The sequence below is a fragment of the Synechococcus sp. B60.1 genome (assembly GCF_047462555.1).
Lineage (GTDB): Bacteria > Cyanobacteriota > Cyanobacteriia > Thermostichales > Thermostichaceae > Thermostichus.
Window position 1 is genome coordinate 12,566 of sequence record NZ_JANSJN010000015.1, and the last position, 11,638, is coordinate 24,203.

Genomic DNA, 11,638 nt, shown 5'->3' on the forward strand with positions numbered 1-11,638 from the left:
TGGTTGTACAGTCGTAGTACTCTCTCCAAAGGCTGCTCGCCACGCGAGTATTCCCTTTGGTGGAGCTGCTCTAGGTTTGCGCAGTTGCCATTAACCAACCCTAATCCACACTAAGGGGGGTTGTCCGCATATGAGTTTAAGTATATGTCCCGTTGAGCATCCCTTTGGGCGATGCTAGCTTGGAAGCAAGATCCGAAGGGAGTCTCCTGCGCTGGCAGTTGACTTTCTTCGCAGGCCTCAGAGCTCATCGATAGCCTATTGCCTCTCCTGTCCTAACCTGCTCTTGGCTCGCTCCCTTGCTGAGCGAGGATGTTTATTTTTCAACTGAGTAGGCGGTTTCTCGGCAGAGTTCTTGGAGGGGCGACAGAGGTGAGTTGCCTCTCTTTTCTGTTCGTGGAGGAGGACGTCTGTTGTCTTTTGTTATCTCTGTAAAGGATGATAACAAAGGCCGGTAGAAGTTATTGATTTTCTTAAGTAGTACTGATATATTCTTTGCGGTTGTCTTGTAATCCTTCTACAGGAGGCTGACATTGGTCAGGAGAAGAAAGCGTAAGAGCCGCCGTCGTTTGGAGGGGCGCAAAATTTTAGATCATATTCCTCAATTTAAATTAGATAGCGGCGAAGAAAAGTCTGTAACCGCCGCTCGGAGGTATATACAGGAAAACTCTATTCAGCCGCCTGCGCTGATTCTGGTTCGGCGAAACGAGCACACGGTAGACCGATTTTTCTGGGCGGAGAAGGGACTGTTTGGTGCGCAATATGTCGAAGAAAATCACTTTCTCTTTCCCAGCTTACGGGCTTTGCTAGCGGAGGTGGCGGCTGAGAAGCCGGAGAAAAAATCTCCCAAGGCTTTGGCAACTGCCGCTCAATAGTTTCTATATAATCGTTCCCGGCCTCAGGAGCTGAAGAAACAGCCCCCCAGGGGCGTTTGTTGTTATCCTCGGCAAGAGAACCATCCAACCAACGGGATCCCTTTCCGTCTAGCATCTATCTAGCCCTTCATGGCCTATCTTCGACTTCTCGGAGAGGGGTTTGCGCGCTACCCTACAAGGGATCCCGTCGGGAGGTTCTGGATGAGCCGACTGCCGCAGACCACCGCCCATGTACAAATTACCCGCCGCTCCTGGCAGGAGGGCGCTATTGAAGGGGAAGTCAACGCCAACGGTTGGGTTTGGCGCTTTTGCTGGCACTTTCGAGCTGGGGAGCTGAAGGTGGAACCCTCCGTAGGACGGGCCTTGATTTGCGAGCCCTTGAGCCGCTTTTTGGAAAAATCTGACTATCTGTTGGAACCCGGCAGCAACTACTCGTTTGTGATTCGCAGCCGTCTCTAACCGGCCATCCAGGGATCCCTAGGCATGGAGGAGCAGGGGGAGAGGTGGCCAGGGTGCCAAGAAAGCTCTCCTCCAAGGGTGATGCTAGCTACATCTGCGCTTCCAGCGAACAGGCTCTAATATTGGGATGGTTGTTCTAGGAGCTGCCTTCATGACCTCTTCCTCCCACCTGACGAGTGCAGAGCGGGCAGTGGGTTCTGCCAATGGCCGGAAGGAGGCCCCTCTACTGGCGGAACGGGATCCCTTGGCCTGTGCCCTCCCCACAGATGAAGTGCTTGACCGCAGGAACAACCTGTTGAATCGCCGCCTGCAACTGGTGGAAGAACTTTGGGAATCCGTAATCCTGCAGGAGTGCGGGCAGCCTTTGGTGGATCTACTGCGGCGGCTGCGCTCCATGTGTTCCCCTGAAGGGCAGGCCTTGGAGTACCCCATCCCGGAAGTACTACAAATTGTCGAGCATCTCAGCCTCGATGCAGCCATTCAAACGGCCCGCGCCTTCGCCTTGTTCTTTCAGTTGATCAACATCGTTGAACAGCATTACGAACGGGCAGAAGACTCAGATATGCGCATGGTGGACAGCCAGCAGCGCACCGTGCGGGAAAATGAAAAATTTGAACGTCTGTTCCCTTACCTGCGAGTTCAGGGGGTGCCGCCGGGACTGCTGCGCCGGCTGCTGGAGCGGCTGCACATCCGCCTGGTGTTCACCGCCCACCCCACCGAGATTGTCCGCCACACTATCCGCGAAAAGCAACGGGCCTTCTCCCGCCTGCTCAGCCAACTGGACTGGGCAGAGCAATCCCACCCTCTGCAGGCCCAGATGTTGAGAGAACAACTGGCGGAGGAAGTTCTGCTCTGGTGGCGCACCGACGAATTGCATCAGGCCAAGCCAACAGTACTCAACGAAGTCGATTACACCTTGCACTATTTTGAAGAGGTACTGTTTCAGGCTATCCCCCTGCTGCACGAATACCTCAGCCGCAGCCTGAAAAAGTCCTTTCCCAGCGTCGAGCCACCGCCAGCAGGATTTTGCAACTTCGGCTCGTGGGTAGGCGGGGATCGGGACGGCAACCCTTCCGTCACTGCCGACGTTACCTGGCAAACGGCCCGCTACCAGCGCAACCTAATTTTGGGCAAGTACATCGAGTCGGTGAAGGCGCTCACCAAAACCTTGAGCGTCTCTTTGCACTGGGGGGATGTGGACAGCCAGTTGCTGGATGCCCTTGAGCAGGATCGTCGCCTCATGCCGGAGGTTTACGAGTCCTTTTCGCTGCAATATCGCCAGGAGCCCTACCGGCTCAAACTCAGCTATATCCAGCGGCGGCTGGAGTTGACGCGGGAGCGCAACCGCAATTTGGCTGACTCCGCCTATCTGCCCGCTCCTCCCCCCGTGGACAACGCCTACGCCAATGCGGAAGAATTTCTGGCCGACTTGCAGCTTATTCAGAGCAGCTTGAAAAACAGTGGCCTCTCCTGCCGCCAGTTGGATCACCTCATTCACCAGGTGCAGGTCTTTGGCTTCCATCTGGCCCACCTGGATATCCGCCAAGACAGCAGCTACCACGAGGCCGCTCTCACCGAGATCTTCGAGTACCTGCGGATCTTGCCGCGGTCCTACAGCGAGATGACGGAGGAGGAAAAAACGGCTTTTCTCCTGCGGGAGCTGCAAACCCGCCGGCCCCTCATCCCTCTAGAAGCTCCCTTTTCCGATAAGGCGGCAGAGCTGATTGCCACCTTTCGCACCCTGCGCCGGCTGCAGCAGGAGTTTGGACCGGCCATGTGCCAAACCTATGTAATCAGCATGAGCCGCCAGCTGAGCGATCTGCTAGAGGTGCTGCTGCTGGCCAAGGAGGTGGGCCTTTATGATCCCATCAGCGGGCGGGGATCCCTGGCGGTGGTGCCGCTGTTTGAGACCGTTGAAGACCTCAAGCAGGCACCAGAGGTGCTGCGGCAGTTGTTGGAGATTCCTTTCTATCGCCAGTACTTGGCCCAGCAGGAAAACCTACAGGAGGTGATGCTGGGCTACTCGGATAGCAACAAGGATGCTGGCTTTCTAAGCAGCAACTGGGAGATCTACAAAGCCCAGCAGCGGCTGCAGGCAGTGGCCGAGTCCTATGGTGTGAAGTTGCAGATCTTCCATGGCCGGGGTGGCTCGGTGGGGCGCGGGGGAGGGCCAGCCTACGAGGCAATTTTGGCCCAGCCGGGACGCAGCGTGGGGGGCCGCATCAAGATTACTGAGCAGGGAGAGGTGTTGGCCTCCAAGTATTCTCTCCAGGATCTGGCCATTTTTAACCTGGAAACTGTTACCAGCGCCGTCATTCAGGCAAGCCTGCTGCGCACCTACCCCAATGACCTGCACGAGTGGTCGCGCCTGATGGAATCGCTGGCAGAGCGCTCTCGCCAGGTGTACCGCAACCTGGTCTATGAGCAGGAGGGCTTTGTGGAGTTTTTCCACGAGGTCACCCCCATTGAAGAAATTGGCCAACTGCAGATCAGCTCCCGCCCTGCCCGCCGCAGCGGCAACTCGAAAGATATCGGATCCCTGCGGGCCATTCCCTGGGTATTCAGTTGGACGCAAAGCCGTTTTCTCTTGCCTGCCTGGTATGGAGTGGGCACCGCTCTGGAGGAATACGCGGCTAAAGGCGAGCACAACCTCAACCACCTGCAGCATCTCTACCGCGAGTGGCCCTTCTTCCGCATGGTGATCTCCAAAGTGGAGATGACCCTGGCCAAGGCGGATTTGCAAATTGCCCGCCATTACGTGCGAGAGATGAGCTCCCCCGAGCGCCTGGCGCGGGCGATGGAGCTCTTCGAGTGCATTGCCCAAGAAATGTACCGCACCCGCGAGATGGTTTTGAAAATTACAGGGCACAAGGAGCTGTTGGAGAACGACCCCTACCTGAAGCGCTCGGTGCAACTGCGCAACCGTTCAATCGTGCCTCTCGGGTTTATTCAGGTCTCGCTCCTCAAGCGCCTGCGTGGTAAGCAAAAGTCCCACCTTCACAACACCCAGTACAACCGCGCCGAACTGCTGCGGGGAGCTCTGCTCACCATCAACGGCATCGCTGCTGGTATGCGCAACACCGGTTGAGGATCGATGGATAAGGACAGCTACAGCCCTCTCCAACCGGCTTAAGATCTCTCGGGGAGGAAAGCAGTTGGGAGTCGCCCTTAGGCTAGAACGGCTTGAGGGTGAGGTCAGAACAAATCATCTTCGTACTCGTCTGGCTCCGCCTCTTGCACTTCCACCGATTCTACCTCGACAACGCGGCGGGAGGAGCGACGAGGTTTTTCATCGGCATAGCCCTCCTCCTGGTCTTGAGGCAGACGAGGGGGACGGCGGCGGGTGACTGTGCCCCGTTCTTCCTGCGCATCCTCGGGATAGTCCTCGGCAGCCGGGCGGCGAGGGGGAGCCTGCTCATCGTACTCGGCGTCTCGACGGGAGCGGGTCTCTGGCTCGTCGTAATACTCCTCCGCTTCCGGGCGACGGCGCGGGCGCACCCGGGTATCGCTGGTCAGTTGGGGCCGCGGGCGACGAGCTGGCTCCTCGCTACGTTCAGGAATGGAGCGACTGGCGGAGGAAGTGTCGCGAATGCGGGATCCGCTAGCCCGCGTGGAAACGCTGCGCGCCTGTGGATAGCCATCCGGTGGATAGGTGCGGCTGAAGCCCCGGCCCCGCGCGTCCGGACGAAGCCCGCCTACCTGCCGTACCTTTTCGTTCAGGAGGATCCGCAATCGGAAAGTTTCGAGGGCAAACCAGCCGGCCACTACCGCCAACAGCACCTGGGCAAAAAACAGCAACGGGATCAGGCGCTGACCTTCCAAGAGCAGACAGACGGAATAGATCAGGCCCATCGTTGCGAAAATCACATCCGACTCTGCGGAGGCCTCGCGCTTGATAAAGCGAACGGCAAAGATGGCCCCACTAGCAATCGCCACCAGCGCTGCCATCAAAAAATAGGGGCTTTGGGTGAGAAACATGCCAGGGATCCCTAAACTGATGAAAACAGGAAGGCGTCAGGCCTTGCCCATTTCACAGCCGATCCTAACATCGATCCTCCCGGGGACAACCCTCCCAGTTTTAGGGCAGGATCCCTCAAAGGAAGGGGATCGGTGCTAGGATGGCCTGTACATTCCAGTAGGCTTCATGCTGTATCTGGCGCGGGTAGACAAGAAAAGTCTTTTTGGCCAGGCGGAGCTGCAGCTCTTGGCGCAGCAAGCCGAGGGTGGAGTTTGGACGCCGCTGCGCCAGCCGGAACGGGTTACCTCCAAGGAGGCAGCCTCCTACAACGTGGGGGTATTGCTGCTGGTTGAGCTTGCGGAAAATCGGCAGGTGCAGCGGGTGGAAGAGGCGGCGATGAAGTTGGTGGAGATGTTGCACAGCCTCTCGCAGGCCTGCAGCCTAGCCGACTTGGCGGAGATCGAAAGCTGGCGCCAATCTTTAACCCGGCAAAGCCAAGAGCTGAGTCGTCGCGAAGCCGAGGTGGCTGCCCGCCAAGAGCAACTGCAGCAGTGGGAAGCTCGCTTGCGGGAGAAGCTATCTTCCTAGACTGGGCTGAGATCGGGCCGTAGCTCGCGGGCACCTCGCAGATAGACGTGGTGCATCTCAGCTTGAGCCAGCGGGGTATTCAGTTGGATCAAAACGCGGATACAACGGGGCAGAGCGCCGTTGACGTCCATCTGTTGCACGTCCAACAGAGGCACCAACTCCCAGCCGGGGCGGCGGCGGGCAAATTGGGCGGGAAAGGCCGCGTTTAGATCGGGGGTGACGGAGAAAATGACGCTCACCAACTCCGCCGGATTGATGGCGTTACGATGTTCCAGGGCGTCCAGTAGCTCGTTCACCGCCGCACCAATGGCCTCGGCAGTGTTGGCCGGAACGGTGATGGCCCCTCGGATTGCTCTGACCCGCCACCCCAATGGCTACACCCTCACGCGCTTGAGCTCGTCTTGCTCCCAGAGAATTATACAGACTTGTCTCGAAGGGATCCTATCCCGCTGCTGGATCGGGTTACGGGGCGGGCTGTAACAACTTCTCCAGGATCTGGTCGTGGCTGAGGCCGGAGTCCACCCAGGCCTCTCCTTCCTTGAGGCGGGCGGCAGCGGTCAAGATAAACAAGTTGCTCTTCGCTCCCAAAGCCTCGCTGGTGGTTTGCACACAGGCCAGATCCTGGCCAGTCAACTGGCTAAACCAGGTGGCCAACAGCCCTGCCTCCAAAAAGCCCATCGGGCGCTTGAAGTGAGGGGGTGTGGCAGCGGCAAAGGGAGAGTTGCGGATTGACACCACCAGCACCCCCTGATTTTTGTAAGTCCAGTCGATGTCGATCAGCCCCCAGCCGTGGGTTTTCCAGGCTTGTTTGAGATTTTGTAAAAAGAGCCCCATCTCCAGCTCGGACAAAGGCTTCTGGTAGTAGTCGGAGAGCTCCTGGGCAAAGCGGCGGAAAAACTCTTTGCCCCACATACGGCCACAGTTGCGCAATACCAGGCGGGCGGCTTGCCCTGTCTCATATTCCAAGCCAGTGTAGATGCCCCGTAGCAATGCTTCTGGAAGGGCCAAGAGCCGGTCACCGTGGCGACTTGCCAGCAAACCGGACTCCAGATCGCCTTGCAGATAGGCGCTGGGCGCGTAGTAGTTGCCCAAAACAGGCGTATAGGGGTCGAAGCTGGTGGAGCCATTGGGGATAGCGGTGGTGCCGGCCATATGTCAAAGATCCCTGGGCTATCAAGTAGGGCAGCGTAATTGGGAAACTCAGCAGGAGAGACCTCTACTCAGTTGATCTGAGTCCGTCCAAAGAGAGCAAAGCTGCTTGCGCCTGGGTAATCAAGGGGCGAATAAACTCTAGCTCTCCAGGGGCCAGATGATCCCTTAGCTCTTGCTGACAAATCCGATAAGCAACCTCGTAGGCGCTTTGCAGCTTGTACAGGCGCACCTCTTCCTCCATCCACTCGATCAGCCGCTCCTTCAACAAGTTCTCGTCCTGGAGCAACATGGCCAGGGCGCTGTAACGCAGCAACAGGAGCAGGTGCCGCTGGCAGAGATCCACCACCTGAGAGGAAAGGTTGGGCATCTCCTTTTGAAGGGTGTTTAGGGTGCGGCTTACCATCTGGCTCTCCCGCTCCCGTACGGCCCGGTACACGTGCAGCCTTTTGGGCCAGCCCAGTACATAGGCCTTGAGCTGCTCCAGTTGCTCCGGTGTGAGGTAGCGGGCCTCTGCCTCAATTAGCATCTGCTCCAGTGGGCTCACCATCTCACTTCTCCCAAGTGTTGGTCGGTGCTTAGCGGGTGTCGGAGTTCAGAACAGGCTGAATAAATCGGCCAAAGTGATCTGTTCCTCTTCAGCCTGCGGCGGCGCTGCCGCCAGGGATCCCATAGAACGGGCCGCCAAGGCCAGGGGATCCCCCGCCCAGGGGATGGAGCCGAAGTGCTCTTGCACTCGTACAAAAGGCATGGGCAGGGAGGGGTCTTGCAGAGGGCGGTTATCCCAATTCAGGCGGGCAAAAAAGCTCTGCACCGACTCTTCCAGAAAAACCTCTGCCGTCATGACTTGGTCACTCCTTGCCCAGAGCGCAGCTTTTGGGCAATTTCGCCGGCAGTGGCCCCTTCGTTGAGCCAAAAGGCAGCCGCATCGATGCGATCTTTACTACCCAGCAAAAACTTGCAGTAGCTTTCCCCCATGGAATAGCACTGGATCTCGATGCAGTTGAGCTGTCGTTCCACCATGGCGCTGAAAAACCCGGCAAATAAGCCGGCGTAGAGGTGGCAAACAGGTTTACCCACGTCCCCCAGGGTGCGGGCCACGGCGGAGTCGAACAGATTAATGAAAATAAATCCCTGCCGCCGGCCCTCAGTCTCCACCTCCCAGCGCCCCCAGCCTTGCGAGGTCAAAGGCCACCACCAGGTTTCCAAAAGAAACATCAGGTGGCTCTGCTTCGGCTTGCGCCGATACTCCTCCTCGAACCAGTGGGAGAAGTGGATGGCATCGTTGCGCCCCCACTCGCGGCCAATGGTGTACATCAACGAGGCAGAGGCATCCCCCACTTCTTCTTCTAAGCCCTGCTGTAGGCCCAGGATAAAATCCTCGCTCACCAAGACATTGCGGGTGCCCGTCCAGTCCACCAGGGATCCCTGGGCAAGGTCGAAGCGAAAAAAGTCTTCGCGGCTGTAGTGATTGTGCCGTTGGGCAGGAGGCTGCAGGCTCAGCTCAATGAGACCCGTTGTCATAGCAGTGGGGAGGGTGGTAGTTTTTTCCTTGTACAGTACACTTCTAGCTGAATCATAACCTCTTCGCCGCGCGCTTTGGCCACAGCCGTCGATGGGTGCAACAGAGAGAGCGCCACCGCCAGGAAGCAGATGTGACGAAGAGGCTGCAGGGGTTTGGGCTTAGGCGGGGGGCCTGACTTTGACAAAGGCGATGGCCGAGCGCCACAGCAGCGATTCTTGTCCCTCTGCGTCTGCCAAACAGAGGCAGTCGGGATCCTGCCAGCGCAACTGGCCGACGAAGACATCTCCTGTGTTGAGCTTAACTTCCAAGATTTCCCGCTCCCGGATCACCTTCTGCAGGCGGCGCACACTTGGGATCCCAGTGTTGAACTCGGTCACGGCAGCCCTCTTGGCCAGCGAAAGGACAGCAAGCGCACTGCTCTCAGTATAGGGGATCCCTGCTGGCCCGCACCTTGGCTGGACAATCTCCATAGCCGGGATCCAAAAACACTCTTACCCCCTGACCCACTTTTTCTTTCGGCGGGTACTATGTAGGGGGGATGGCGCTTGGAAAAGACGGTAAGTCTTGTTGACCTGCCGTATTTTTTAAGCGAATCCACGGGTGTTCTCCCCGAAAAAAGTTAGCAGAATAGGGATGGGGCGACAGAAAGTGCGCTTGTCGCCCTGGAGAAGGCAAATCCCAGCTTGGGATCCTTAGTCGCCTGCTGTTTTGCTACCGAATTGTTTGTCTTTTTCAACCATCATCTGTGCAGGAGAGATCGTTATGGCAGTCGAGAAAGTGAACTCTTCTTCGAGCTTGGCCGAAGTGATCGACCGCATTTTGGACAAAGGGATCGTGGTCGATGCCTGGGTACGGGTTTCTCTGGTGGGGATCGAGCTGTTGGCCATTGAGGCGCGCGTCGTTGTGGCTTCGGTGGAAACCTACCTGAAATACGCCGAGGCTGTGGGCCTGACGGCTACCGCTGCTGCCCCTGCCGTCTAAATCTGCCCCAATCACTCGATCCCCTTGCCTTCAACACCGCGGGGGTCGAAGGGTTGGGTCGTCGGGAAGGCAAGGCAGGGAGCGGCTGTCGGTCTCTGCCTTGCTTCCTTAACTTCGGCTCGGGGATCGAAGCGGGCGGTGGTGTTGAGCTACAGGCCGTGCTGGTGGAGAGCGAGTTGGGAAAAAGCGGAGAACTGCATTCGCCCAGGCATTGAGAAGGACGTAGGGGGATTGCACACCATGAGTTTGCAGGAACAGTGGGCCGCGGCCCGCAGCCGACGGGCGGCTCAAAATCAAAGTTTGTTAAGCGGATCCCGGCAGCAGCGCCTGGAGCAGCACCGCGCTCTGATGGCCGAGCTGAGACAACGTTGCCAGGAACGACAAGAGGCAATACGGCAGCAGAGGGAACAAAGTCGCAGCCAACTGCGCAACCTGGAGCAGAGCCGGGTGGCGCAGCGGGCCTTGGACGAGCATTCTCGCCTGGAGGCTGTGGCCCAGCGGGCCAAAGCAGTGGCGGAGCTTCTCTCTCGCATGGCCCAAGAACGAGCCGCCCAATCGCAGGCCCAACAGCAGGAGCTGCGGACTTTTCGGGCCGACTTGGCTGCGACGGTGGAGAGCCTGCTGAGCACCTGTGCCCAGGCGCGGCAGGCCATGGCTAACCAAACCCGACAAGTGCGGCAGGCGTTCTATGCCGAATTGCGGCAGCGGGTACAAGCTTTGCAGCAACTGGCGCGGCAGGAGCTGGCTCAGATTGCTCAAGAACAGCGGGCAGAGGCCCAGGCTTTGCGGCAGGCTTTGGCGGCTTTCCGCAGGGCGTTGCACGAGCAGGTGTGGGGGAATGGGATCCCAGGGGATCAGGCCATTGTCCCAGATCTTGAGGAATCTGAAGAGGGTGATAAGCCGCCTGAGAGCTCGGTCAAAGCTACAGCAACGGTTTCGTCTGAGGTTACCCAACCAGAGCTTGGAGTTCCAGTCTCAGACAACACAGCCCCTCCTCCCCCTTCTGGGGCACCTCCTGAACCCTCCCCAGCTCCGCCTGCTTCGGCGCAGGAGGAAAGTTCGGATCGCATCATGGCCTACGTCCGCAAGTATGTAGAGGCTTTGCAAGCGCAGGATCCTAACCTAACCTTGCTGCAGGTGATCGGGGATCGGGAGCGGGTGCGGGATCTGCTAGCCCGGGCTGCGGTGGATCTGGGGGTGGATCCCTCGGAAATCTTGGCCACCTTGCGGCGTATGGTGTCAGCGACGGTTGTGGTCTGAGCCCAGCGCAATCCCTAGGAGCGCAAGAAAACCGTTGCGGCTATAGTCAAGGCAAGAGCGTCACGGCAATTGAGAGTTGGGTATTGCTATGGCCACGGTTCTGCAGGCGCGTCCCCGCCAATTTGTGAACACTCCTTACATCGAGCGGATTACCCGCCGCGCTTTGCGCTATCTGCAGTCGGGTTTTGCGGTGCATCTGCGGGGGCCTTCGGGCACGGGCAAGACTACCCTGGCGATGCATTTGGCCAGCCTGCTGGGCCGCCCCATCATGCTGATCTACGGCGATGATCGCTTTGATTCTTCCGACCTGATCGGCGGGCGCACCGGCTTTACCCATCGGCGGGTGGTGGATAATTTCATCCACTCGGTGGTGAAAATGGAAGAAGACGTGCGGCAGCGCTGGGTGGATGCCCGCCTCACCTTGGCCTGCCGCGAGGGCTTTACCCTCATCTACGACGAGTTCAACCGCTCCCGCCCTGAGGCCAACAACGCCCTCCTGAGCGCTTTGGAAGAGAGGCTGCTGGTGTTGCCGCCAGATAGCAACCGCTCCGAGTATCTGCGGGTGCATCCCCAGTTCCGGGCCATCTTCACCTCTAACCCAGAGGAATACACCGGGGTTCACAAGGCCCAAGATGCGCTGCTGGATCGGATGATCACCATCGATATGGGGGAACCGGACATCGAGACCGAAAAAGAGATCCTCACTGCCCGCATTGGTCTATCTGCCCCCGATGCCCTCAAGATCGTGCACATTGTGCGGGCTTTTCGCCGCAAGCTGGATTTGACCCGCCACCCTAGCCTGCGCAGTTGTCTGATGATCGGGCGCATCGTCAAGGAGCACGAGCT

At 58.4% G+C, this 11,638-nt stretch carries 14 protein-coding genes; 7 read left to right on the forward strand and 7 right to left on the reverse strand.

Annotated features, from left to right (window positions below; translation table 11 throughout):
• The first annotated feature begins 530 nt into the window (after positions 1-530).
• The 3 genes from NW863_RS03080 to ppc all read left to right on the forward strand — a co-directional run bounded on the left by NW863_RS03080 (position 531) and on the right by ppc (position 4,419).
• Positions 531-872 (forward strand): DUF3155 domain-containing protein, encoded by a 342-nt coding sequence (locus NW863_RS03080; RefSeq protein ID WP_414364309.1) that lies wholly within the window; start codon positions 531-533, stop codon positions 870-872.
• Positions 873-1,073: 201 nt separating this feature from the next.
• A complete protein-coding gene (locus tag NW863_RS03085) occupies positions 1,074-1,331 on the forward strand; it encodes a DUF3146 family protein (protein WP_414364311.1) in 258 nt (85 codons plus the stop codon).
• Positions 1,332-1,482: 151 nt separating this feature from the next.
• Complete coding sequence (gene ppc / locus NW863_RS03090) at positions 1,483-4,419, forward strand: phosphoenolpyruvate carboxylase (protein ID WP_414364313.1); 2,937 nt, start codon at positions 1,483-1,485, stop codon at positions 4,417-4,419.
• 107 nt (positions 4,420-4,526) lie between these two features.
• On the opposite strand, the gene NW863_RS03095 is transcribed toward ppc, so the two are convergent.
• On the reverse strand, positions 4,527-5,309 hold the full coding sequence (locus tag NW863_RS03095; protein ID WP_414364314.1) for a Ycf66 family protein: 783 nt from the start codon (positions 5,307-5,309) through the stop codon (positions 4,527-4,529).
• A 166-nt stretch (positions 5,310-5,475) separates the two neighbouring features.
• On the opposite strand from NW863_RS03095, the gene NW863_RS03100 reads away from it, so the two are divergent.
• Positions 5,476-5,877, forward strand: coding sequence for a hypothetical protein (locus tag NW863_RS03100; protein ID WP_414364316.1), 402 nt, complete (start codon positions 5,476-5,478; stop codon positions 5,875-5,877).
• Here the strand turns inward: NW863_RS03100 and aroH are convergent.
• The 6 genes from aroH to NW863_RS03130 form a co-directional block, all read right to left on the reverse strand.
• Positions 5,874-6,248 (reverse strand): chorismate mutase, encoded by a 375-nt coding sequence (gene aroH / locus NW863_RS03105; protein ID WP_011429723.1) that lies wholly within the window; start codon positions 6,246-6,248, stop codon positions 5,874-5,876. The two genes, NW863_RS03100 and aroH, sit on opposite strands and share 4 nt — an antisense overlap.
• Positions 6,249-6,339: 91 nt before the next feature.
• Entirely contained in the window at positions 6,340-7,029 is a 690-nt protein-coding gene (locus NW863_RS03110; protein WP_414364317.1) for a V4R domain-containing protein, read from the reverse strand.
• Between the two features lie 64 nt (positions 7,030-7,093).
• Complete coding sequence (locus NW863_RS03115; protein ID WP_414364319.1) at positions 7,094-7,576, reverse strand: hypothetical protein; 483 nt, start codon at positions 7,574-7,576, stop codon at positions 7,094-7,096.
• 45 nt (positions 7,577-7,621) lie between these two features.
• Entirely contained in the window at positions 7,622-7,870 is a 249-nt protein-coding gene (locus tag NW863_RS03120) for a hypothetical protein (protein WP_414364320.1), read from the reverse strand.
• Positions 7,867-8,550 carry a V4R domain-containing protein gene (locus tag NW863_RS03125; protein WP_414364322.1) on the reverse strand — a complete coding sequence of 228 codons (684 nt, stop codon included), beginning with the start codon at positions 8,548-8,550 and terminating at the stop codon, positions 7,867-7,869. Before NW863_RS03125 ends, NW863_RS03120 begins: the two co-directional genes overlap by 4 nt.
• 159 nt (positions 8,551-8,709) lie before the next feature.
• Positions 8,710-8,928 (reverse strand): Hfq-related RNA-binding protein, encoded by a 219-nt coding sequence (locus tag NW863_RS03130; RefSeq protein ID WP_414364323.1) that lies wholly within the window; start codon positions 8,926-8,928, stop codon positions 8,710-8,712.
• Between the two features lie 385 nt (positions 8,929-9,313).
• On the opposite strand from NW863_RS03130, the gene gvpA reads away from it, so the two are divergent.
• From gvpA to gvpN, 3 genes are all read left to right on the forward strand, one after another.
• The gene (gene gvpA, locus NW863_RS03135) at positions 9,314-9,532 is read left to right on the forward strand and encodes a gas vesicle structural protein GvpA (RefSeq protein ID WP_011429717.1); all 219 of its coding nucleotides are present in this window, start codon (positions 9,314-9,316) and stop codon (positions 9,530-9,532) included.
• Positions 9,533-9,772: 240 nt separating this feature from the next.
• Positions 9,773-10,792: a gas vesicle protein GvpC gene (gene gvpC, locus NW863_RS03140; RefSeq protein ID WP_414364324.1), complete on the forward strand. Its 1,020-nt coding sequence runs from the start codon at positions 9,773-9,775 to the stop codon at positions 10,790-10,792.
• A gap of 88 nt (positions 10,793-10,880) precedes the next feature.
• Positions 10,881-11,638: gas vesicle protein GvpN (gvpN, locus tag NW863_RS03145; RefSeq protein ID WP_414364325.1), on the forward strand; the 758-nt coding region annotated here is incomplete at its 3' end.

Bases quoted from the DNA above. Each gene is read 5' to 3' on its own strand.
- gvpC (WP_414364324.1), top strand. From the start codon at position 9,773: ATGAGTTTGCAGGAACAGTGGGCCGCGGCCCGCAGCCGACGGGCGGCT.
- ppc (WP_414364313.1), top strand. From the start codon at position 1,483: ATGACCTCTTCCTCCCACCTGACGAGTGCAGAGCGGGCAGTGGGTTCT.
- NW863_RS03115 (WP_414364319.1), bottom strand. From the start codon at position 7,576: ATGGTGAGCCCACTGGAGCAGATGCTAATTGAGGCAGAGGCCCGCTAC.
- gvpA (WP_011429717.1), top strand. From the start codon at position 9,314: ATGGCAGTCGAGAAAGTGAACTCTTCTTCGAGCTTGGCCGAAGTGATC.
- NW863_RS03095 (WP_414364314.1), bottom strand. From the start codon at position 5,309: ATGTTTCTCACCCAAAGCCCCTATTTTTTGATGGCAGCGCTGGTGGCG.
- NW863_RS03120 (WP_414364320.1), bottom strand. From the start codon at position 7,870: ATGACGGCAGAGGTTTTTCTGGAAGAGTCGGTGCAGAGCTTTTTTGCC.
- NW863_RS03100 (WP_414364316.1), top strand. From the start codon at position 5,476: ATGCTGTATCTGGCGCGGGTAGACAAGAAAAGTCTTTTTGGCCAGGCG.
- NW863_RS03110 (WP_414364317.1), bottom strand. From the start codon at position 7,029: ATGGCCGGCACCACCGCTATCCCCAATGGCTCCACCAGCTTCGACCCC.
- NW863_RS03125 (WP_414364322.1), bottom strand. From the start codon at position 8,550: ATGACAACGGGTCTCATTGAGCTGAGCCTGCAGCCTCCTGCCCAACGG.
- NW863_RS03085 (WP_414364311.1), top strand. From the start codon at position 1,074: ATGAGCCGACTGCCGCAGACCACCGCCCATGTACAAATTACCCGCCGC.